The sequence below is a fragment of the Stenotrophomonas sp. NPDC077421 genome, from assembly GCF_049545505.1.
In the GTDB taxonomy this organism is placed as follows: Bacteria; Pseudomonadota; Gammaproteobacteria; order Xanthomonadales; family Xanthomonadaceae; genus Stenotrophomonas; species Stenotrophomonas nematodicola.
Genome location: NZ_JBMWDP010000043.1, coordinates 1 through 21676 on the forward strand (window position 1 = coordinate 1; position 21676 = coordinate 21676).

Annotated in this window: 19 protein-coding genes and 4 pseudogenes; 7 read left to right on the forward strand and 16 right to left on the reverse strand. The window is 62.2% G+C overall.

Going from position 1 to position 21676, the window contains the following annotated elements:
- The 7 genes from ACPEH1_RS17790 to ACPEH1_RS17820 form a co-directional block, all read right to left on the reverse strand.
- On the reverse strand, window positions 1-360 hold a 360-nt coding region (locus tag ACPEH1_RS17790; RefSeq protein WP_423716138.1), incomplete at its 3' end, for a hypothetical protein.
- A 100-nt stretch (window positions 361-460) separates the two neighbouring features.
- Entirely contained in the window at window positions 461-784 is a 324-nt protein-coding gene (locus ACPEH1_RS17795; protein WP_003821078.1) for a hypothetical protein, read from the reverse strand.
- A 94-nt stretch (window positions 785-878) separates the two neighbouring features.
- Window positions 879-1568: a DUF3275 family protein gene (locus ACPEH1_RS17800; protein WP_003821074.1), complete on the reverse strand. Its 690-nt coding sequence runs from the start codon at window positions 1566-1568 to the stop codon at window positions 879-881.
- Window positions 1569-1625: 57 nt separating this feature from the next.
- Window positions 1626-2543, reverse strand: a complete 918-nt coding sequence (locus ACPEH1_RS17805; protein ID WP_031692692.1) for a DUF3577 domain-containing protein — start codon at window positions 2541-2543, stop codon at window positions 1626-1628.
- 361 nt (window positions 2544-2904) lie between these two features.
- Window positions 2905-3258 (reverse strand): DUF3085 domain-containing protein, encoded by a 354-nt coding sequence (locus ACPEH1_RS17810; RefSeq protein ID WP_003821070.1) that lies wholly within the window; start codon window positions 3256-3258, stop codon window positions 2905-2907.
- Between the two features lie 78 nt (window positions 3259-3336).
- The gene (locus ACPEH1_RS17815) at window positions 3337-4140 is read right to left on the reverse strand and encodes a hypothetical protein (RefSeq protein ID WP_003821069.1); all 804 of its coding nucleotides are present in this window, start codon (window positions 4138-4140) and stop codon (window positions 3337-3339) included.
- Between the two features lie 1341 nt (window positions 4141-5481).
- Window positions 5482-5991 carry a hypothetical protein gene (locus ACPEH1_RS17820; protein ID WP_423716139.1) on the reverse strand — a complete coding sequence of 170 codons (510 nt, stop codon included), beginning with the start codon at window positions 5989-5991 and terminating at the stop codon, window positions 5482-5484.
- Between the two features lie 149 nt (window positions 5992-6140).
- On the opposite strand from ACPEH1_RS17820, the pseudogene ACPEH1_RS17825 reads away from it, so the two are divergent.
- The 3 genes and pseudogenes from ACPEH1_RS17825 to ACPEH1_RS17835 form a co-directional block, all read left to right on the forward strand.
- Window positions 6141-7136 (forward strand): annotated as a pseudogene (locus tag ACPEH1_RS17825) (transposase); the annotation flags it as partial.
- 392 nt (window positions 7137-7528) lie between these two features.
- Window positions 7529-8557 (forward strand): alcohol dehydrogenase AdhP, encoded by a 1029-nt coding sequence (adhP, locus tag ACPEH1_RS17830; protein ID WP_313401266.1) that lies wholly within the window; start codon window positions 7529-7531, stop codon window positions 8555-8557.
- Window positions 8558-8828: 271 nt separating this feature from the next.
- Window positions 8829-9773, forward strand: a pseudogene (locus ACPEH1_RS17835) (transposase); the annotation flags it as partial.
- A gap of 264 nt (window positions 9774-10037) precedes the next feature.
- Here the strand turns inward: ACPEH1_RS17835 and ACPEH1_RS17840 are convergent.
- Window positions 10038-10175 (reverse strand): annotated as a pseudogene (locus ACPEH1_RS17840) (NAD(P)H-hydrate dehydratase); the annotation flags it as partial.
- On the opposite strand from ACPEH1_RS17840, the gene ACPEH1_RS17845 reads away from it, so the two are divergent.
- From ACPEH1_RS17845 to ACPEH1_RS17855, 3 genes are all read left to right on the forward strand, one after another.
- Window positions 10141-10374: a multicopper oxidase domain-containing protein gene (locus tag ACPEH1_RS17845; RefSeq protein ID WP_423716140.1), complete on the forward strand. Its 234-nt coding sequence runs from the start codon at window positions 10141-10143 to the stop codon at window positions 10372-10374. The pseudogene ACPEH1_RS17840 and the gene ACPEH1_RS17845 sit on opposite strands and share 35 nt — an antisense overlap.
- A 67-nt stretch (window positions 10375-10441) precedes the next feature.
- The gene (locus ACPEH1_RS17850) at window positions 10442-12082 is read left to right on the forward strand and encodes an acetolactate synthase large subunit (RefSeq protein ID WP_423716141.1); all 1641 of its coding nucleotides are present in this window, start codon (window positions 10442-10444) and stop codon (window positions 12080-12082) included.
- Complete coding sequence (locus ACPEH1_RS17855; RefSeq protein ID WP_133496373.1) at window positions 12079-13473, forward strand: aldehyde dehydrogenase family protein; 1395 nt, start codon at window positions 12079-12081, stop codon at window positions 13471-13473. The genes ACPEH1_RS17850 and ACPEH1_RS17855 overlap by 4 nt, the downstream gene beginning before the upstream one ends.
- Before the next feature lie 530 nt (window positions 13474-14003).
- Here the strand turns inward: ACPEH1_RS17855 and ACPEH1_RS17860 are convergent.
- The 4 genes and pseudogenes from ACPEH1_RS17860 to ACPEH1_RS17875 form a co-directional block, all read right to left on the reverse strand.
- Window positions 14004-14584: pseudogene (locus ACPEH1_RS17860) on the reverse strand (IS5 family transposase); the annotation flags it as partial.
- Window positions 14585-14967: 383 nt separating this feature from the next.
- Window positions 14968-15936, reverse strand: a complete 969-nt coding sequence (locus ACPEH1_RS17865; protein WP_423716142.1) for an IS5 family transposase — start codon at window positions 15934-15936, stop codon at window positions 14968-14970.
- Between the two features lie 78 nt (window positions 15937-16014).
- On the reverse strand, window positions 16015-16968 hold the full coding sequence (locus tag ACPEH1_RS17870) for a hypothetical protein (protein WP_423716143.1): 954 nt from the start codon (window positions 16966-16968) through the stop codon (window positions 16015-16017).
- Window positions 16965-17225: a hypothetical protein gene (locus ACPEH1_RS17875; RefSeq protein ID WP_423716144.1), complete on the reverse strand. Its 261-nt coding sequence runs from the start codon at window positions 17223-17225 to the stop codon at window positions 16965-16967. Before ACPEH1_RS17875 ends, ACPEH1_RS17870 begins: the two co-directional genes overlap by 4 nt.
- A 418-nt stretch (window positions 17226-17643) precedes the next feature.
- Here ACPEH1_RS17875 and ACPEH1_RS17880 point away from each other — a divergent pair, with 418 nt between their 5' ends.
- Window positions 17644-18723, forward strand: a complete 1080-nt coding sequence (locus tag ACPEH1_RS17880; protein WP_423716145.1) for an IS1595 family transposase — start codon at window positions 17644-17646, stop codon at window positions 18721-18723.
- A gap of 521 nt (window positions 18724-19244) precedes the next feature.
- Here the strand turns inward: ACPEH1_RS17880 and ACPEH1_RS17885 are convergent.
- The 4 genes from ACPEH1_RS17885 to ACPEH1_RS17900 all read right to left on the reverse strand — a co-directional run bounded on the left by ACPEH1_RS17885 (window position 19245) and on the right by ACPEH1_RS17900 (window position 21658).
- The gene (locus ACPEH1_RS17885; protein ID WP_003821068.1) at window positions 19245-19523 is read right to left on the reverse strand and encodes a hypothetical protein; all 279 of its coding nucleotides are present in this window, start codon (window positions 19521-19523) and stop codon (window positions 19245-19247) included.
- 94 nt (window positions 19524-19617) lie between these two features.
- Window positions 19618-20355, reverse strand: coding sequence for a hypothetical protein (locus tag ACPEH1_RS17890; RefSeq protein WP_003821067.1), 738 nt, complete (start codon window positions 20353-20355; stop codon window positions 19618-19620).
- 80 nt (window positions 20356-20435) lie between these two features.
- The gene (locus ACPEH1_RS17895) at window positions 20436-21122 is read right to left on the reverse strand and encodes a hypothetical protein (protein WP_003821066.1); all 687 of its coding nucleotides are present in this window, start codon (window positions 21120-21122) and stop codon (window positions 20436-20438) included.
- Between the two features lie 143 nt (window positions 21123-21265).
- A complete protein-coding gene (locus ACPEH1_RS17900) occupies window positions 21266-21658 on the reverse strand; it encodes a hypothetical protein (RefSeq protein WP_003821065.1) in 393 nt (130 codons plus the stop codon).
- Window positions 21659-21676 lie beyond the last annotated feature (18 nt).

The following is a 21676-nucleotide window of genomic DNA, read 5'->3' on the forward strand; positions in this document are numbered from 1 at the left end:
CCGCCGCGCGTGGTAGGCGCGAACGCCTGCACGCCAGTCGGCGGACTGCTCTGGTGCGAGGTCCAGATAGGACAGCGGGCACGTGTAGTAGTACGGGTGCATGGACTCGTCCAGTGGCTTGTAGCCCCACTGGTCGCCGCTGCGTTCGAGAAGATCGCAGCGGATGTAGCGCAGGGATTGGCCTGGCGCCAGATGACGATGCACGCCTTCGACCTTGGCCGTCACTTCCGTGACGGACCACAGGACGTTGCCGCGCAGCGCGTGGGCGATGACCTTGACGCTGGCGCGCTCGGTCTCTTGCGGTGCGATCAGTTCCGCGATCAGTTCAGACCGCGATTGGGGGGAGAAATACCAGCCCATGAAAGGCCTCCTGAAGAATCGAGCCGGAGGCCTCCCCGTGGGGGAGAGCCCCCAGCGGGTGATGGAATGCCGCGCGTGCGGCGATGGAGTCCGGTGCGGACTAGGAGCCGCAACCGGCTGGGCAGTAGCCCAGTTCGATGCCATGGGAGCAGTAGCCGTTCGCAGCGTTCCACTCCTGCGTTTCCTGCCGTTCGGCAGGGGTTGCGTAGTCCCATTCCTGGGTCGCGATTTCCAGGGCCTGAGCCCGCTGGGTTTCCGGCAACCGACTGGCTTGCGCGTCGATCTCCGAACTGAAAAGCGTGACCCAGTGATCCCAGGACAGGCCGCAACCACGCTGGGCGTGCTCGGCGGCCGTCTTGCAGACAGCGCGCCACGCGGGTTCGTCCAGCGTGCAATGAGGTGCATCGCAAGCGATGGTGGACATGATGGAGACCTCCAGAAGAAAGTCGGAGCCTCCCCCGCATGGGGAAGGAACCCCGGCGGATGGATCAAGAACACCGCGGATGCGGCGTCTGCGATCACGCAGGTTGCAGTTCGGCCTGGCGGCTCCACTCCTGCGTCTTGAAGTCCAGCGCGTAGCCCAGTTCACCCAGGCGGGCGATCTGCGCGCGCAGGGTGCGGCGGTCGATGGTCGAATCCAGTTTCACGGACTCTCCCAGCGGCCAGAGCAGCCCGAACAGCGCGGCGTCGCCATCTTCGGTGCTGCCGGGGGCAGCAGCCGCAGCGGGCGGCGGGGCATCCACACCAAAAGGCGTGGTATCGATCAGCGGGTCCGCGGACGCCTGCACGGATGCGGGCTTGGCGGGTCTGGATGCCTTGGCGGGCTTGGCCGGCGTTGACGCAGGCTGCGCGCCCAGTTCTTCATCGAGCGGATCGACTTCCTGGGTGGTGAAGCTGCGTGCCTCGTCACGGCTCAGTTTGTCGATGCCGTTGAGCGTCATCCCGTCCAGGTTGGCACGGATCTCGAACCGCATGCCGTCGCCGACGGGATAGGACTTCGGGAAGATGTAGCGGATGACGAACTCCCCGTCGTACTTGCCTTCGGGGTACTGCTCCAGCTCCGCATCCTTCACCGCGAACTTGCCGATGGGGGTGACAAGTCGGCCGACGTTGAAAGGGCCGTTTCTTCCGCGGATCGTGCGCAGCGTGAGTTGGCCTGGGACGGTGATGGGCGAACCCGATTGGTCGGGCGCCGATGTGACTGCCATGATGGTTCTCCTTGGGGAATAGGAAAAAGGCAAGGCCCCGTGAGGGGCCATGCCGGATCAGAACGAAGCAGCCAATGCCGGCTCCTGCTCCTCGACTTCACCTGCGGGCTCGCGCACGGCGGGCTCGACAGGCTGGTCGGCAGCGGTGTCGGCGGCAACCTCGGCTTCGGGCGCGGGTGCGTCCTCGGCTTGCGGCGCCTCGGCTTGCGCCTGGCTCGTCGGATAGACCTGGGTGCCGTCGATCTTGATGAGACCGATGTGGACCAGCGTCGATTCCAGGCTCGCTCCCGGTTCCCCGGCGCGCTCGCCCTTGGTGCGGATGTACGGATCGATCTTCATGTCGTTCAGACGGAAGGCGATCAGCACCTTGCGGTCCCCTTCGATGGCCTGCACGCACCGGCGAACCAGGTGCTCGGCTTCAGGGGTGGCGACGATGGTGTCGAAGTACCGATATTCCGGTTCACCGACAGGTCCGGCCAGCGCCGCGACGCAGCACGACAGGAACGGATCGCCATCCTTGGGGGAGACGTCCTTCGGGCGGCTGAGGTAGCCGATGCCGCGGGTGATCAGCTCGTGCAGCTTGATCGAAGCCAGTTCGGCCCGGTCAAGCGGCTCGGCCTTCAGCAGTCGCGCCTTCAGAGACGCGGCGGCCTGGCCCTTGTGCTCACCCTTGTCGCGGATGTACGCATCGCCCCAGAGGTCGCCGAGGCGGAAGCGCACCAGCGGCCGCTGCTTGGGATCGTCAACGCCGATGTAGCGCTCGACCAGTTTCTTGGCCTCGGCACCCGAGACCTTGACGTCGAAGTAGCGGTAGCTGGGGTCCTTGGCGGAGCCGACCAGCGCGGCGATGGTGCATGCCAGGAAGGGCTGCGCACGGCGGCCGCCCCGGACGGGAACCTCGCGGACACGCTGGATGTAGCCGATGCCCGAGGTGTGGAGGTCGAAATACGATTTCTCGTTGGACGTGGTGCTCATGGTGAATCTCCATTGGGATGAAGCGGAGACACACCGGCCCCACGCATGCGGGGAAAGGTGCGTAACCCCGCGGTGGGTTGATAAGGCGAAAGCATCCGCCACCAGGACTGGTGGCCGCTCGCGGATGGATGCGGTGCGAGCTGGCTCGGTCACGCAGTGGAAACTGCGCGGCAACCTCGAAGACCGATGGTTGCCTGGCATGTCGCTGACAACGTCAGCAGGCATGGGGGCAGCATGGACGGGCTTCGCGCGCGCGGCAGTAATCAATCGGCATCCGGACGCTTCCCTTTGTCCATGCCGCCAGCGCCGCAAAAAAAGAAGCCCCCATGAAGGGGGCCGTGAGGGGACAGTGGTATTCGCACTACATCGATGGCACCACCTCCAGCGACAGGTGCGTCGTGGTGGCGGATAGCATCAGATCGTCCATGCCGCGCAGGATGCGGGCGAAGACGCCTTCCTTCGGATCGAAGAACTCGCCGAAGTCGTCGCCACCCAGCTCGGCACGCGCCAGTTCCCACCAGCCGTCAAACGGGTCGGTATCCGGGTTGCAGCCGACGGCATAGGCCAGCAGCTTCACGCGGCCATCGGGACGGCGCTCTCCCTGCTCGGCGAGGAAGTACACGCCCTGGTCCTTGGCGAGGACGACGCGGCATTGGTTGGCAACGGCCTCGGCCAGCACGGGGCGCAGGTCGGAACCTTTGAATCGCAGTGACATGGTTGATCTCCTGAAGAAAAAGGCCCTCCACCCGAATGGATGGAAGGCCTATGGGGGCAAGTCGCCGGTAGGCTGCGGTCAGCCGTAGCGCCGCTTGGTTGCCTTGGCGTCGATGACGCTCACGTCGATCAGACGCCAGTGCCCGTCGTCGATAAGCCGCTCCAGCACTTCACCGAGCATGTCGAAATACACCTCGTCGTGCCGATCGACCAGTTCGCCGTCGCGGCTCAGTTCCACCGCGTAGGTGTCGCCGCCGCGGTCGTAGAGGATCGTCACCTGGCCCTCGAACTTCGAGGTCGAAACCGAGAAGCTGATCGCCGGGGGTGTCTCGATGATCTTGGACGGCTTCGGATCGACCCAGGTGAAGTCGCGGGCACCCGCATCGACCAGCATGTGGGTGATGCGCCGGAACCCATCGGGAGCCGGCATTTCCTCCAACTGCTGGATGAGCTGTCCCAGTTCCATGCACTGCGGCTCGGGGATGGGCAGCTTGGCAGGCGCGGAGCCGAGGATGTGCCTGGTGATGGTGTAGGGAACACCGTCCGCGGTCTTCTCGGTGATTACTTCCGGGGTGTCCGCGCGCAGGCCGTCGAAGCGGCGGCGGGCATACGGTTGGACATGCACCTTGGCGCCTTCGCTGGGAAGGGTGGTCACCAGGTGGGGGTCGAGCACCGCGAACTCGCTGGGCTTGAGCTTGACGACGATGGCGTCGTCGCTGGCCGCGACCACCTTGCCGTCGAAGGGCTGGGGGTCGATGGCGAAGCCCAGCGTCGAGGACTGCGGCTGATCATCGAACACGCGATACTTGAACGACCGCACGTTGCGGGGCACATGGCCTGCGACAAGCGAAGGCATCATGGATTTGATGAGGGAACGGTCCATGGGAATCTCCTTGAGGAAGAACAAGGGATTCCCCGCCCGCAAGGGAGAGGTCCCTTGTGGGTGGATGGACGCGGTGCGTCCGTAGGAAGAAACAACCAGCGCGGTTTCCCGTGCTTGCAGCCTCGAAGGTCTCGGCTGCCTGGGCATGTGTCGGCAACGCCGACGAACATGGGGGCAAGGATGGCCCTGGGCCGGGCTACCCGCCCGCATGAAACGGCACTGCGCCGCACCCGGTTTCCCGCGCTGGCGCCCTTAGGCAGCTTGGTACCAAGAAATCCAGCCAACATAAAGAGAGCATAGGTGTATGACTCGCACCCCCTCTCCCCTTAACTGGGTGGCCTCCGGACACTCGCATCTACTTGGACGCATTGAGCGCTTGAAGCAACTTCAGGCCAAGCTGGAAGTACAGGTTTCTGGGCATCAGGCGGCTTTGATTGCGACAGTTCGCAGATTGGTGCTTGTAGAAGCAAAGCTACATGAGCTTTCACAGCACGCGGATTCGAATGGCGACCTAGCGAGCATGCATCCCGTCCCTTTCAATCTGGATGATGTTGCTCCAACGCGTCCTCACCAAAATCCTTATTTGCTACCACGAGGCGGAATGACACAAACCATTCTCATCACGATCACGCAGCACGGCGGGACGGCGACCACTGACCAGATACTCGAACAACTTATGCAGGCCTCCGGGTCGCCATCCGCCAATCTAAGTTATGTCAAAATGCGGTTGCTGACTCGGCTTTGGCGCATGGCTAAGGCAGGCACGCTGCGGGCAGACGGCTCAACCCCTAGGACGCGGAATCGGTCATGGCATCTGTCAGGGAGTCAATCCATATCTGAGGAAGAGGTCCGGTAAACGCGCATCGGACATCAATACGGTCATAGTGTTGAAAACTGCCGGGCAGCATCAGAAGCTATCATGAAATCTGACATGTGACCTTCTGCAGCTTGATTCGTATGCACGCTATCTTCCGAGGTGCGAGAAGGCACGGTGGGCTCCCACAAGCAGCGACGCGCAACAACACCCGAAACTATCCGGCTGGCTATCCTTCCCATCTGCCCGCGTGATCTGGGCGTTGGAGCTGGTCATTGAATGACCCGGGAAGTCGAAGGTGATTCATTGCGACAATAGCCCCGAATACGTACGACCACGAGCGCCACAACGTTTCTCTTGGCGGCATCAAACCGATGCAGAAACTGGAACTTGCCGTCTAGCTCCACTTTTGGAATCCGCTAAAAGACGCGGATCACCGCCAGTAGTCTGTGGAAACGGGTAGAGCCCAGGAGTGTCGTGTTAGCCATAAACTTCAAACTTCTCCGCAGGATTTTGTTCCTCCGTCCCTATGCGCTCTCCCCATACCAGTGCGCGACGCAGAAGTCGCTCGGATCCGACGCAGTCCACCGCCTTTCGAGAATTTCGGCTTGCTGTGCCTTGCGTGCGATATTCTCGCCATTTCGAACGTGCTTGAGCAGTGCCCGGAATCCGGTCTTAATCTGATGCCGTGCGGCATCTTCACCGAAGAAGTCGGCGACGACGGTCAAGAGTACAGAGATGTAATCCATCTGTGGTGTTGGAATACGGACGTCACGACAGGCAACTATTCGAGGATCATCAATCGTGATGCTTTCTCTCGTGAGTCCCGTGGCATGTGACACCCGACTCTTTAGCTGGTCTAGACTCCAGCCCGGCTGCTTGATATGGCCCCGCTGCACGTGAAAGATAGGGTGAAAAGGTTTTTGTGGGATCTTCTCTACGTCGAAGTGCATCGAGTCCAGCAACGAAAGTTTGCAGGTGCGGGGGGTCGGCTGCTCAAGATGGTAGACGGCAAGATTGGCTCTTGCCTCAATCATCTGCGTGCCTTTATACGTGAAAGAGCCGTCGAGGAAAACCGCACGTAGTTCTTGCGTGCGGGTGCTGCTACCACGTGCCGGAGGTCGCCAGATAAGGGTGCGTAGCCTACCCCTGAGCTGAGACGTTTTTAAGAGAGAACTTTTGGCAGACCCTGATCCAGCGCTTCGGCAGCGCGCTGAATCTCAACATCCACTTCCACATGCTGTGGCTCGACGGCGTGTACGAGGACACCACCGAGCGTCCGCAGCGCAAGCCGCGCCTGCACCGCACCCGTGCGCCCACATCGGCGCAACTGACGCAGCTCGCCAACACCATCGCGCATCGCGTGTGCCGGCACCTGTCGCGCCGCGGCTGGCTCGAAGGCGAAGACGAATCCGTGTTCCTGTCCGACAGCGCGGGTAGCGACGACGGCATGGATGGGCTGCGGATGAGTTCGATGACCTACCGCATCGCCACCGGTCGCGACGCTGGCCGCAAGGTCGTCACGCTGCAAACATTGCCCGGTGACGCAGGCTCGCTGGAGGGCGATGCCGGCAAGGTCGGCGGCTTCTCGCTGCATGCCGGCGTGGCCGCGGAAGCACACGAAAGCCACAAGCTCGAAAAGCTGTGCCGCTACATCACGCGCCCGGCGATCAGCGAGCAGCGGCTGTCGATCTCACCGCAGGGAAGGGTGCGGTATCAGCTCAAGACGCCATGGCGCAATGGCACCACCCATGTCGAATGGGATGCGGTCGACTTCATCGCGAAACTGGCCGCACTGGTCCCGCCACCTCGCGCCCACCTGACCCGTTTCCACGGTGTGTTTGCCCCGAATGCAAACCTGCGTGCGCAGCTGACGCCCTCGGGGCGCGGCAAGCGGCCTGCGGGCGATGCAGTGCCGGTGGACGTCAGCGCCCACGACGAGCCGCGCAGCCCCGAGCAGAAGCGCCGTGCGATGAGCTGGGCGCAACGGCTCAAGCGGGTCTTTTCCATCGACGTCACCACCTGCGCCCACTGCGGCGGCGCGGTGCGGATCGTCGCCAGCATCGAGGAACCCACCGCCATCCGCGCCATCCGCGCCATCCTCGCCCACTTCGAGAAGCACGGCGCGCTGGAGCAAGCGCACTACCGGCCCGCAGCGCGCGCGCCGCCGCCGGCCGCGTGACGAGGTGCCGGCCACACAGCCGGCAGCCAAGCCAGAGTCCGATCCGATGCGGCCACGACCCCGCAGGGCTGCGCTCGGCCCTGTGCCGGGATTCGGTGAGAAATGGCTACGCACTGAGCCGCTGCGCGGCCCCGCGATGTCGAAAACCCACGCATGAACCCCCGATCTGTGCCCGATCTGTGCCCAAAGCGGCGCTTGCGCGGCCGCTTCCTACCCGCCAGACTCGCAAAAAAGGGCGGTTGAACTTCCTATACCCATACCCTAGAAATTGGGCTTTTTCTGAACCAAGTCCGGACGCGCCCGTTGCTGAACGGACGGGCGTGATCTGGATCAAAGCGCCGCGCATCGATTGGCGCAAAGGTATGTACATCCCCCGCAAAGGAGATCGAGTGATGGACAAGACGATGAAGGCGGCCGTGGTCCGCGCATTCGGCAAGCCGCTGGTGATTGAAGAAGTGGCCGTGCCACGCCCCGCCGCTGGCGACATCCTGGTCAAGATCGAGGCCTGTGGCGTCTGCCACACCGACCTGCACGCCGCCGAAGGCGACTGGCCGGTCAAGCCCAACCCTCCGTTCATTCCCGGCCATGAAGGCGTCGGCCATGTAGTGGCCGTGGGTGCCGGTGTCACCCACATCAAGGAAGGCGACCGCGTCGGCATTCCGTGGCTGTACTCGGCCTGTGGCTATTGCGAGCACTGCCTGGGCGGCTGGGAAACCCTGTGCGAAGCGCAGCAGAACAGCGGCTACTCGGTGAACGGTGGTTTCGCCGAGTACGCGCTGGCCAATGCCAACTACGTCGGCCTGCTACCCAAGGAAGTCGGCTTCGTCGAGATCGCGCCGATCCTGTGCGCAGGCGTCACCGTCTACAAGGGTTTGAAGGTCACCGACACCAAGCCCGGCGACTGGGTGGCGATTTCCGGTATCGGCGGCCTTGGCCACATGGCGGTGCAATACGCCAAGGCGATGGGCTTGAACGTTGCCGCGGTGGATATCGACGACAGCAAGCTGGCCCTGGCCAAGCGCCTGGGTGCCAGCGTCACCGTCAATGCCCGCAACACCGACCCGGCCGCCTTCCTGAAGAAGGAAATCGGCGGCGCGCATGGCGCGCTGGTGACGGCGGTATCGCCCAAGGCCTTTGAGCAGGCCCTGGGCATGGTGCGACGGGGCGGCACGGTGTCGCTCAATGGCTTGCCGCCGGGCGATTTCCCCTTGGACATCTTCGGCATGGTGCTCAACGGCATCACCGTGCGCGGCTCCATCGTCGGCACCCGCCTGGACCTGCAGGAATCGCTGCAGTTCGCTGCGGAGGGCAAGGTCGCCGCGACGGTGAGCACCGACACGCTGGAGAACATCAACGACGTGTTCAAGCGCATGCATGAAGGCGCGATCGAGGGCCGGGTGGTGTTGGACTTCAGCGCCTGATGGCAGCCGGCCGGCACCTCTGGTGAGGGGTGCTGGCCGGGTTTGTTTTGGTTTTGGCTGCTGCTGTTGCTGTTGATTTTCTCCTCTCCCCTTGCGGGAGAGGATGCCGAAGGCAGGAGAGGGGAGCGGCGCAGCCGCTTGCACTAACGCCCCCTCAGATTGCACAGCAATCGGCAGCCAGGCATTACCAGCTTCGCGGCTAACGCCGCACTTACAGCTCCTGCAAACACGCTCTCCTAACGAGCATGCACCGCCGCTACCGGCATGCGATCATGTTCACTTCCACATGCTGTGGCTCGACGGCGTGTACGACGCGAACGTCGAGCCCCCGCGGCGCAAGCCGCGCCTGCGCCGCGCCCCCACCTCTGCGCAACTGACGCAGGTCGCCAACACCATCGCGCATCGCGTGTGCCGGCACCTGTCGCGCCGCGGCTGGCTCGAAGGCGAAGACGAATCCGTGTTCCTGTCCGACAGCGCGGGTAGCGACGACGGCATGGATGGGCTGCGGATGAGTTCGATGACCTACCGCATCGCCACCGGTCGCGACGCTGGCCGCAAGGTCGTCACGCTGCAAACATTGCCCGGTGACGCAGGCTCGCTGGAGGGCGACGCCGGCAAGGTCGGCGGCTTCTCGCTGCATGCCGGCGTGGCCGCGGAAGCACACGAGAGCCACAAGCTCGAAAAGCTGTGCCGCTACATCACGCGCCCGGCGATCAGCGAGCAGCGGCTATCGATCTCACCGCAGGGTAGGGTGCGGTATCAGCTCAAGACGCCGTGGCGAAATGGGACCACCCATGTCGAATGGGATGCGGTGGACTTCATCGCCAAGCTGGCGGCACTGGTCCCGCCACCTCGCGCGCATCTCACCCGCTTCCACGGCGTATTCGCCCCGAATGCAAACCTGCGCGCGCAGCTGACGCCCTCGGGGCGCGGCAAGCGGCCTGCGGGCGATGCGGCGCCGGTTGACGCAAGCGCCCACGACGAGCCGCGCAGCCCCGAGCAGAAGCGCCGTGCGATGAGCTGGGCGCAACGGCTCAAGCGGGTCTTTTCCATCGACGTCACCACCTGCGCCCACTGCGGCGGCGCGGTACGGATCGTCGCCAGCATCGAGGAACCCAAAACCATCCGCGCCATCCTCGCCCACTTCGAGAAACACGGCGCGCTGGAGCAAGCGCACTACCGGCCCGCAGCGCGCGCCCCGCCGCCCGCCGCGTGATGAGGCGCCGGCCACACAGCCGGCAGCCAAGCCAGAGTCCGATCCGATGCGGCCACGACCCCGCAGGGCTGCGCTCGGCCCTGTGCCGGGATTCGGTGAGAAATGGCTACGCACTGAGCCGCTGCGTGGCCCCGCGGCCCCGCGATGTCGAAAACCCACGCATGAACCCCCGATCTGTGCCCGATCTGTGCCCAAAGCGGCGCTTGCGCGGCCGCTTCCTACCCGTCAGACTCGCCAAAAAGGGCGGTTGAACTTCCTATACCCGGCCAAGGATCGTGCCGTGGCGATATGAAGCTTCCCTCCCCCTGCGTTGAGTGCTGCCTTGCCCGCAAGCAACACCGCGCCGGGGACTTTGGCACTGCCTCCTATGACGAGCACGCGTCCGCTATATACCCTCCGTATCCTCGACCGGAACGGCCGGGCCCCTGATGCGGCGGAACAGGGGCTAAAGGACACGGTTGTCGTCTATCCGGGTGAAGCCGTGCGGCTCCTTTTGCGGTTCGAGGACTATACCGACCCGGATTTGCCTTACATGTATCACTGCCACATCCTCGAGCACGAAGACGCCGGCATGATGGGGCAATTCACCGTCACAGCCTGAATCAGTAACCGGGCAGAAGACCTGCCACCGACGGCCTCCAGGCTCTCACCAATGCGAGAACCATTTCATGAAAGCATCCGATCTTCTTGTCGCCGCGTTGGAAGCCGAAGGCGTCGAGTATATCTTCGCGGTTCCGGGCGAGGAAAACCTCGATCTTCTGGAATCACTGCGGACCTCGTCGATCCGTCTGATCGTTACCCGGCACGAGCAAGGGGCAGGGTTCATGGCGGCAACCTATGGACGTCTTACCGGTAAAGCCGGTGTATGCCTTGCCACGCTGGGACCAGGGGCGACAAACCTCACGACGCCGGCAGCTTATGCCGCTCTGGGCGCTTTCCCTCTGGTCATGATAACCGGCCAAAAACCCATCAAGGTCTCGAAGCAGGCGCAGTTCCAGATCGTCGATGTCGTCTCGCTTTTCACCCCATTATGTAAGATGGCGAAGCAGATCGTGAATGGGGAGCGCATTCCTTCGCTCGTGCGCGAAGGTTTCAGGAGAGCTCAGGAAGAGCGACCCGGTGCAGTTCTGCTGGAGCTGCCCGAAGACATTGCCGAGGAAGAAACCTCCGAACCGGTCGTTGCGCCCCACCCCCGCCGATATGCGGTGGCCGGAGATGCCGCGCTAGACGAAGCTGCCGAGCGAATTCTCGCCGCGGATCGCCCGCTGCTTTTGGTGGGTGCCGGGGCCAACCGACGTAGCGCCTGCAAGGCGCTCCGAAAGTTCGTCGACGATACCCAATTTCCGTTTTTTAATACGCAAATGGGCAAGGGAGTGCTCGATGAGGCAAGCCCCCTGTATCTGGGAACGGCGGCTCTATCGTCGGATGACTATGTTCATTGTGCCATCGATCGCGCAGACCTGATCGTCAATATCGGCCATGACGTGGTCGAGAAACCGCCCTTCTACATGGAGCCTGACGGACGCACCGTTATCCATATAAATTACAAGGCCGCAGAGGTCGACCAGGTCTATTTTCCGCAGCTGGAGGTCATCGGCGACATTGCCGGATCGATCGAGCGACTGGGAAACCGGCTACGCGGAAAACACCCTAGTGACCCGGCAGCCTACGCCAATGTCCACGAAAATATCGCCGCGCACATCCGCCAAGGCAGCGACGATGGCCGCTTTCCGATGGTGCCCCAGCGCATCGTTGCAGATGTGCGGACGGTCATGGGCCGGGATGATATCGTCGCGCTCGACAATGGTATCTACAAGATCTGGTTCGCCCGCAACTATATCGCGCATGAGCCCAACACCATTCTGCTCGACAACGCGTTGGCGACGATGGGAGCGGGTCTCCCCTCGGCGATGATGGCAGCGATGCTCTCGCCCGAACGCCGCGTGCTCGCCGTGTGCGGCGATGGCGGGTTCATGATGAATTCGCAGGAGGTGGAAACCGCGGTCAGGCTCGGCCTCAACCTCGTGGTGCTCATTCTCAACGATGCCGCTTACGGGATGATCCGGTGGAAGCAGGAACAGCTAGGCTTTCCCGATTACGGCCTGAGTTTCGCCAACCCTGACTTCGTCACCTACGCGAAAAGTTATGGCGCCACGGGCCACCGGATCGACAGCAGCCAAGCGCTGCTTCCGACCTTGAACGACGCATTCGAAAGCGGCGGCGTTCACCTCGTGGATCTGCCGGTAGATTATTCGGAGAACCGAAAAGTTCTGATCGAAGAGCTGAGCGCGATGGAGTGCCCCCAATGACCTGGCAGGTCCTCAATCCTTACGACCAGAAGTGCATCGGCAGCGTGGACCTGGTCGACTGGTCGAAGATCGACCGCTGGCTGGACGAGGCGCGTACGTTGCACGAAGACCGGCAGGCCTGGATTCCGGTTCACGAGCGGATTGCCATCTTGCAGCGTGCGAGCTCGCTCATGCACGAGCGTGCAGAGAGCCTCGCAATGCAGATCGCGCGCGAGGGCGGAAAACCGCTTGTCGACGCCCGTGCGGAAACGAGCCGCGCCGTTCAGAGCGTCGAACTCTGCGTGCATGAACTGTTCGCGAGCGGCGGACGCCAGATTCCGATGGAGCTGACCGAGGCGGGCGCAGGCCGAACAGCCTACACCTTTCGGGAGCCGATCGGGCCGGTGGTCGCGATTTCGGCGTTCAACCATCCCCTTAATCTGATCGCCCATCAGGTTGGCCCCGCTGTCGCGACGGGATGTCCCGTTTTGGTGAAACCGGCCAAGGATACTCCGTTGTCCTGCAAGAGTTTCGTGGAAATCCTGTACGAGGCAGGCCTAGACGAACGCTGGTGCCGCTTCGTGCCCTGCACGGACGATGTCGCCGAACAAATGGTCACGGATCCGCGAACGGCGTTCTTCTCCTTCATCGGCTCAGCCAAGGTAGGCTGGATGCTCCGTTCGAGGCTCGCACCCGGTACACGTGTGGCGCTGGAACATGGGGGCGCGGCCCCGGTCATCGTCGATGAGAATATACCACGCGAAAACGTCATTCCGTCGCTCCTGAAAGGGGGGTTTTATCATTCCGGTCAGGTCTGCGTATCGGTCCAGCGGGTGTTCGTTCCGCGTGCCGAACTGCCGGACTTCGCTGCCGCGCTCGCTGCGGGCGCAAAGGCACTGAAGGTGGGGGACCCCACCAACGAGGAAACTCAGTGCGGTCCTCTCATTCGCCCTGCCGAGGTCGACCGGATCGAAGCCTGGGTCGCGGCCGCCGTCGAGAGCGGCGCCGAGCTAGCCGCAGGTGGCAAGCGCATCGGCCCGACGCTGTATCATCCCACCGTTCTTATCGATCCGCCTCGCGCCGCCAAGGTCTCGCGAGAGGAGGTGTTCGGGCCCGTTGTGTGCCTCTACGGATACGACAGTATCGATGCAGCCATTTCCCAGGCGAACGAGCTGCCTTATTCCTTTCAGGCCGCCGTATTTACCGAGCGACAGCACATTGCCGATTATTGCGTCGAGCGCCTGTCGGGCTCCACAGTGCTGGTCAACGACCATACCGCCTTCCGAGTCGACTGGATGCCCTTCGCAGGTCGACGGCACTCCGGTCTCGGAACAGGCGGTATCGGATATACAATGTCCGATATGAGCCCGGAAAAGATGGTGATAACGAGGAGCTCGTCCGGCCTCGATTAGCACCGGCTGCAATCAAACCGACGAATCACATCGCTTTCAGCGCGCTTCTGCCTCTGACAGCTTTCAAGTTTTGAGCGAAGATACCAAGGCTGTGCCGGTTGCGCTCGGAGTTGCCCGGTACAGGCGCAAGCTGCGCCAGCGCCGTGTTCACTGCCGGCATCCCGCCCGCGCATTACCGCGGTGGATCAGTGATCGGGGTCGCTAGCCGGAGGATGCGTCGGTATCAGCTGATCGTCGCATTCGGTCGCGAGGCATGCCTCGAGGGTTGCGTGAGCGATGCGGGGACCGGTCAAGCCGAAGCCACGCCCAGAATGCAAAGCAACCGGCGATCTCGGCGAATGCCGCACCGACGTAGATAATATAGGTCATCCGGAGACGATGTCGCACAAGGAGGCGCGAGCAGCAATGTCGCTGCGCTGGTCGTTTGTGGCAGCGGTAATTTGCTCAGGACATCTTGAATAGATGCGTCGAACAGCAGCGATCTTAAGCATCTAGGCCAATGCGGGAGAGGCCTTAGGGTCCAGACTCGTTCAAAGCCAGAATGCTACGGCGGCAGCGAGGCTTACGGCTGACAGGAAGTTTCTGGCGAGCTTGTCGTAGCGGGTAGCGATGCGGCGGAAGTCCTTGAGGCGGCAGAACATGGCCTCGACCCGCCAACGGTCCTTATAGCGGCGTTCGTCATACTGGATCGGGCGCTTGCGGTTGCGCCGTCCGGGAATCACAGGGATCGTGCCCTGCTCACGCAAGGCGACCCTGATGCGGTTTGCATCATAGCCACGGTCGGCGATCACCCGCTTCATGCCGATGGTCTCGCCGATCAGCAGGTCCGCGCCCTTCACATCCGACGTGTTGCCGGGCGTCAGGACGAGGCGCAGTGGTCTTCCGAGAACATCGACAAGCGCGTGGATCTTGGTTGTCCTGCCTCCACGCGAGATGCCAATGGCGTTGGCCCGCGCCCCCCTTTTGCGCCACCGGCAGAGCGGTGAGCCTTGATGTAGCTGCTGTCGATCTGGCCGGTCTCCGCGATCCAGCCTTGCTCGGTCAGCGCCGCCAGGATGCGCGTCCAGATGCCGCGGCGGCTCCACCGGTTCCAGCGATTGTAGACCGCACTGAGCCGCTGCGCGGCCCCGCGATGTCGAAAACCCACGCATGAACCCCCGATCTGTGCCCGATCTGTGCCCAAAGCGGCGCTTGCGCGGCCGCTTCCTACCGCCAGACTCGCCAAAAAGGGCGGTTGAACTTCCTATACCCCACGGAAGGCCAAGTCAACGGGGATACGCACAAAGTCAGCAAATCAACGATTTAAGCTGAAGCGTGACGTTTAGACTATCGACTGCACGAGTATCATCCTTGACTCAGGCTACCTAAGGAAGGTCTGATCAAAGCGCTCTGATGCTTGGATTTGCGCGCCAAGGCGCCTGATCGATCTGGATATGATCACTTTTGCGCCATTTCTGGCGGTTTGCGACGGGTTTCCCCGTCCACCAGGCGGATTTACCCCGCCGGCAGCAACAAGTGTCGTCGCGCCATCCACAGCTTCGACAACGCGAACAATGTCAGCACCTGCGCCGCGTTCTTCGCCAAGCCGCGGTAGCGCACCTTGGTGTAGCCGAACTGCCGCTTCACCACCCGGAACGGGTGCTCCACCTTTGCCCGCACGCTGGCCTTGAAGTGCTCCCAGCGCTCGGCGTATTTGCGCTCGCGCGTGTTCTTCATCGCCCGCAGCTTCGACGGCTTCTCCGCGATCCGGAACACGGCCTGCACCTGCTGCAGTTCCTCGCGCTTGTCCGCACCGGTGTAGCCGCTGTCGCCACTGATCGTGTCCTCCCGGCCGTGCAGCAGCTTGTGCACCTGCGTCACGTCGGCCACGTTCGCCGCCGTGCACTCCACGTGGTGCACCAGGCCCGACTCCTCGTCCACGCCAATGTGCGCCTTCATCCCGAAGTGCCACTGGTTGCCCTTCTTCGTCTGCTGCATCTGCGGGTCGCGCTGGCCGTCCTTGTTCTTGGTCGAACTCGGCGCCGCGATGATCGTGGCGTCCACGATCGTGCCCGCACGCAAGCTCTGGCCCTTGCGGGCCAGGTGCGCGTTCACCCGCTCCAGCAGCTGCGGCGCAAGTTCGTGCGTTTCCAGCAGCCGACGGAAGTTGAGGATCGTGGTCTCGTCGGGAATGTCGTCCAGCCCGCTGAGGCCGGCGAATCGCCGCAGCACCGCCGTGTCGTACAGCGCCTCTTCCATGGCCGGATCACTGAGCGCGTACCACTGCTGCAGGAAGTGGATGCGCAGCATCGTCGCGACCGCATAGGGCTGCCGGCCGGGACGGCCCATCTTCGGATAGTGCGGCTCGATCAGCTTCAGCAGCGCATTCCACGGCACCACCTGCTCCATCTCCGCCAGGAAGATCTCCTTGCGGGTCCGCTTGCGCTGGCCCAGGCCTTCGGCATCACCGAACGTCAGTTGCATCGATCGTCATCCAATTCAGGTCGCGCTATTGTCGCCCGCAACGGGGGGAGTTGTTCAGACCTTCCCTAACCGTCTTTCTTAGGATTCATTCGCCTCTTCTTTCGCCATCGCACGCTTGGCACGTGCGATCCCGCGCGATTCGCTCTTCTTAAGACTTGACTTCAGAAGCTCAGGCTTCCTTTCAAGATAGCTCTGTAGATCCTCGTCAATCACGCTCAGTGGAAAGAGCTTTCGCTCATCGAAGATGCTTAACTTGATTGACCAAAGATATTCCATTGTGTCCGCGGCACGGTGATCGCTCGGCGTTCGTGCCTTCTTCCTCCAAGCCGCCATGGGCTGCTTGGCAGCTTCAGTTGCTGCAGCACTGGGTGTAACTTCACGATCTCCGCAGAACACACGCCGGTTGACCAAATGTAGAAATATCCCGCTGGTCTGGCCGTCGAAACCGGGGCGGTCGCAATAGTGTTTGATGGCAAAGTAGATGGCATCTCTAAGGCAGATCGCCTCCTCTAGGTGCGCCTGGCTCATCGCACGCCGATACATCAGGCATAGCAACAAGATGGCATTCAGCGATCTGCGTTTGATCAGTCCTTCCAGCGGCCCGCTGAACTGCGCCTGGGTACAGGAATGCAATGCCGGCAGAGAGAGTTTCATTTCTCTAGCAATGAACTCATCGGTCCCATCCGGCTGGAAAAGCCTCAGGTCATGAAGCAATTCCTGGATGAGAGCCTCTCGTATGTCAGCGGACATTTCGGTTGGACCGAGCACATCTCGCCACAAGCGATGGAGATAGATTTCCCGGGTCTCTTCAAACCCTTCGTGCGATGCCACGACCTCTACCAAGCTGCGATTGCCAAGAGCTACGCGCTTGCGTCCTGGGTCCAGCCCGTCGCGCCTGACTCGCCAGAACGCACGTAAGTCATCGTGCTCTTCACCCAGTAGGCGCCGATCCAGGCCACGCAATGAGCAGTCCCAGCTCCAGGTGCGCCACAGGATTTCGTTCAGCCAGAGCCACGCGCGCAGTCGAATCACCGGATCAGCGCGACGTCTGGTCCGTTTGGGTCCAACTGGAGCAGTTTTAGTAGGTAATAGTTCCATATCAATGCTCCACGCAGTGTGTCTAACTGCACCGGATAGCGCAACAAAGCGAAAGAGCAATGCATGAAATTGACGACATCACGCAACGCCTGCTGCGTGCCCACGGCGAGCTGATTGGGGGTGAGGCGCTGATGAAATGCTTGGGATACCGAACGGCGCGTGCGTATCAGATGGCCGTACGTAATGGTCATGTGCCCGTGCAGACGTTCGAATTACGCGGGCGCCGGGGGCGATTCGCCCGGACGGTGGATGTCGCCTACTGGCTCAACTCCCTAGGCCAAGACAAGCAGGGAGCAGCAGAATGAGGACAACCATGCGCAGGAGGTGGCCGATGCTCAGTTAGCAGCGCACATCAGTTTGAATTTACAGGCGACCCAACGCACAAAAGCCCGGAAACCCTTGCAGGGGCTCTTCCAGGCTTTCGGCTCAAAGCTTGCGGGCTTTCCCCGAAGTGTGATGGTCGATTCCTGCCCTGTCAAGCCCTTTCCGCGGATATTTCCTGGGGAGACGGGCAGGGCTTTCTCCAATTCCGGTCTGGGCATGCTAGACCGGTCAGGGACGAACATGGCACAACACCACCGCCTGGGCCCCGAGGCCCGAGACATCACCGTGGCCTTCGTGGCCTCCCTCACCGAAACCGAAATCAAGGACTTCTTCACCACCGCGAGGTGGAATTCGACAGAGAAACAGGGCTGTCCCCACTGTGGGGCGTTCGAGGCGCATTACGAGCGGCGTGTCCGCCGACGCACGTCTAGACGTCCTGCAAGCTCGTCGAATCGGTCGCCACAGTGGATGTGCAAAGCATGTTTCGAAGTGTTTTCGGTCACTTCGGGCACGCTATTCCATCAGACGCAGCTTCCCCTCCGCAAACTCCTGCTCGCAATCGTGTTGACCCTCGGAGCTGCCAATGGCATGTCCAACGTGACACTGAGCAGTCACTTGGGTGTGACGCCCAAAACGGCATTCCTGCTCCAGCATCGGCTGCGCGAAGCCATGGCCGACGATGGACCGGTGGGCAAATTTTCCGGCATCGTGCAGATGGATGGCGGGTATTTCGCAGGGAAGCCATATAAGCCCAATCGCAAGATGCGGGTATCCAAAGAGCAGTTGCAACGGCGCTGGGGAAAAAAGCCTATGGGTGAGTCGGAAACGCCGTGGCGTGCGATGGGTATGACACGCAAGAACTATCTCAAGCGGACGAACAAGCGGACGGTGTTAGTGGTCGCACATTCGGATGGCCCGGTCGGTACAGGCGCAAAACAAGTCGCAGTGGCAATCAGCCAGGGAGAACACGAGTCCGCCATACGGCACCTAGCGGAAACATTTGTTGAACCTGGCGCACTCATCATGACCGACGAGGCTGGCGCATACACCTGCCTCGCAGCCCACTGGGAACACGCTAGCGTGTCGCACGCCACGGAGTTTTCGAATGCCGACGGCGTCAATGACAACCACTGCGAAGCATTTTTCAGCCGTATGCGTCGGGCAGAGTACGGAATCTTCCACGGCTATCGGCCGTTGTACTTGCACCTATATGCTTGGGAAGCTGCTTGGCGGCACAACCACCGCCGCGTGACTAAGCGTGCGCAGGTCGAAAGGCTGCTGGCCAAGTGCCTGAGCATGGGGCCGTCGGTGCGCTTTCGCGGATATCATGCCGGCAAAGGGGTGAGGAAGGAAACGCTAATCTAGCGGGACTTCGGGCGCCATACGATGGTCTGACCATCCTCGGCGAACTGATGCTCAGCCAATCCCTCCAGCAATAATTGCTGGAGGGCTTTTTGTACTGCGCATCGCCTAATTGGCCAGCCTACGCAAGATGTCTGCACCTTTTCGTTCAGCCAATTCACGTCGACCCAGGCGGTACGCGATAGGTGCGCACGAACGAGCTCGCGGATGGCCAACGTTCGATGGGATGGGCGCGGTCCGGAAAGCTCACCGATCTCGAAATGGAGCGGGTGCTGCTGCCAGAGTCGCTCAACGTTAACGCGTCTCCGCTGCAGCTCCCGTGCCCGACTGAAGTCGCCTTGTGAGTGCGCATCAAGTTCAGCTTGCCGCAGAGCTTGTAGCGTTTCAATCAACCATTTGACCGTAGGCGGAGTCCTCAGCATCCGCAGAGTTAACCGCAAGTGTCGATTTCGGTCTTGGTACCACGCTACCTAAGGGCGCGCGCTGGGGACAAGAAAAAGGCCCCTCGAAAGGGGCTGGTTGGATCAGGCTTGGTACACGAAGTAGTGTTCGCGCTGACGCGGGAAGAACACATGCTTCCACGTGTCGCCGCCGGTGTTGCCACCGTCGAAGACGACCATCTCGTAGTCGTCAATGTCGGTGTCCACCAAGTCGGCGCCGGCGATATGGCGCATGTGCAGCGTGCCGTGCGTGCGCTCGAATACCAGGATCTGGCCGATGGCGTCGTCCTGGCTCATGGCGTTGACGCAGGCTCCGAGCTGGTGCTCGAAGTCCGGTGCGCGCGAAATGAGGTTGGGGAACATGAGGTTGCTCCTATGAAAATGGACCAGCCCGACTCTTGGGGGAGACGGGCTGGCATGAGGGGACAAAGAGGAAGACCCGCGTGTCGCGCGGCTGCTAGCCCTCGGCCAGCGGCAGGCCCAGCAACGCGGGTGCGTCTGCATCGAGGATGAGGATGCGCACATCGGCCTGGCCAGCCAGTTCAAGGATGTTCGCCAGGTCGTCCGGCATGCCCTTGTTCCGGTGCTCCTGTCGAAGCTGCTCGGCGGTGATGCCCTCGGCGTGCTCCAGGTTCTGGTCCGTCCAGGGCGTGGAAATCAGCTTGACGCCGATCGCCGGGCTGTACGGCACACGGAAGGCGATGAACAACATGGCCTCCGGCGTGGCGATGTCCGCCAGGCCGGCGAGGTAGTGCCAGCTATCGACCGTGATGTGCTCACGGCTGATTTCCCAGCACCGGCTGTAGTAGCCGGTCTCGAAACTCAGGCGCTGCATCGCTTCCCGCGCGGCCTCGGCCGAATAGGCGTCACCGACGTGGACTGGGCGGCCGTCGAAGTCCTCGCCATGGATGGCATAGACCACGGCACCGATCACACCTTCGCCGCTGACGCCTTCACCGGCATCGCATTCGGCCAGTACCTCGGCGTTCACGGCTTCGCGGCCATCGCTGACCACGGCGAAATCGTTGGCGACGATGCAGGACGATGAAACCAGTTCCTCGTCGGAGAGGTGTTGCTGGCTCGCGTGGATGTTGCGCCAGACATGCGGGCTTCCGTCCTCGTAGCTGATGCACAGCGTGCGGACGATTTTCAGATTCCAGTAGCCACGGTGAAAGGGATTGGGTTTCTGGGACATTGGGAACTCTCCAGATTGAATAATGGAGCCAATTCCCGCCACCGGGAATTGGACCCGGTGGGTTGAAAATGGAAAATGCGTCAGGCGGCGCTGATCGTTGGCATCTGGGCCAGTCGGTCGGCGACGCGACGGCGCACATTCAGGCGGAACTGCTCGTCGTTGATGCCTGCGAGCAGGTTGGCGGCCTCCAGCGCGATCAATGCCGAGGCCTCTTCGATGTCGGCGGACAGGATCGTCTTGCGCAGTTGGTCGCCGAGTTGGAGCGCCTGCGAGGACGTTCTGAAGACCTGGACCTCGCGGCTCAGGTAGCAGCCGTTGCCGCCGAACTCGAACAGCCTCGGCCTGCTGCAATGCCAGCAGCCTTCGAACTGGATGGCGGTCAGGCGATGGCCGTCATCGAAGCAGGAAGCGATCAGAAGCAAGGCTTCCAGGTCGGCGCTGTCCTCGAACTTGTGGTGCTCGATCAGGTTCTCCAGCTCCGCGTCCTGCTCGGCACCGAAGTGCGCGGCCAGCCGTTCGAGCAGAGGTGGAATCGACAACTCTTCGTCGTCGGGCATGGGGATGCCGAGTTGTGCGGCCAGGTCTTCCAGGCCGTCCAGCACATCCGTCCAGCGCGGATCATTGGTCTCGGCGATCTGGGCGATGTAGGCCTGCCCGTTGCCGGGATGGCCTTCGTTCAGCGCGAAGGCGCCGAACAGCGCCTTGATGACGGGGGTGACACGCTCCAGCACGAGAACGCCCGTGCCTTCGTAGTAGTTGTTCGCCATGGTGGCTCCTTTCGAGAAAGCGGAGCCAGCCCATGCGGACGATGGCATCCGCAGGGTGATGGAGAAGAAATTGAGGGACATGGCCTTTTGGGCGCATGTCCCTCTCGGGGGGAACGAAAGACAGTGGTGTGCCGGAGACCGGCTCACCAACCGTTGTAGTTCACGAGCAGGTCGGCGATGACCTTGCGGCGTTGCAGGTCGAGACCGTCGAAGTCCGACAGCCCGTGGAAGTGGCAGCGCTTGAGCATGGCACCGCCCTCACGCGCGTTGTAGAAGCTGACCATGGCAGACAGGAACATGCGTTCGCCGCTGCTCAGGACGCCGAGGGCGTCGTTGAGCCGCAGCATGTTGGGACGCAGATCCCACTTGCTCTTGGCCTGGTTCAGACCTTCACGGGTGCCGTCGCCGAACCACTCGGGGCCAGCAATCTCGACGCCACGCTTCCATGCCTCGAAAAAGGCTTGAGGCGCGGCGGCGAAATGCTGTTCTTCCCGCATGATCTGATCGACGACTTCCCGCGGCAGTAGCTGGTTCATGACGTGATTCCTCCAGTT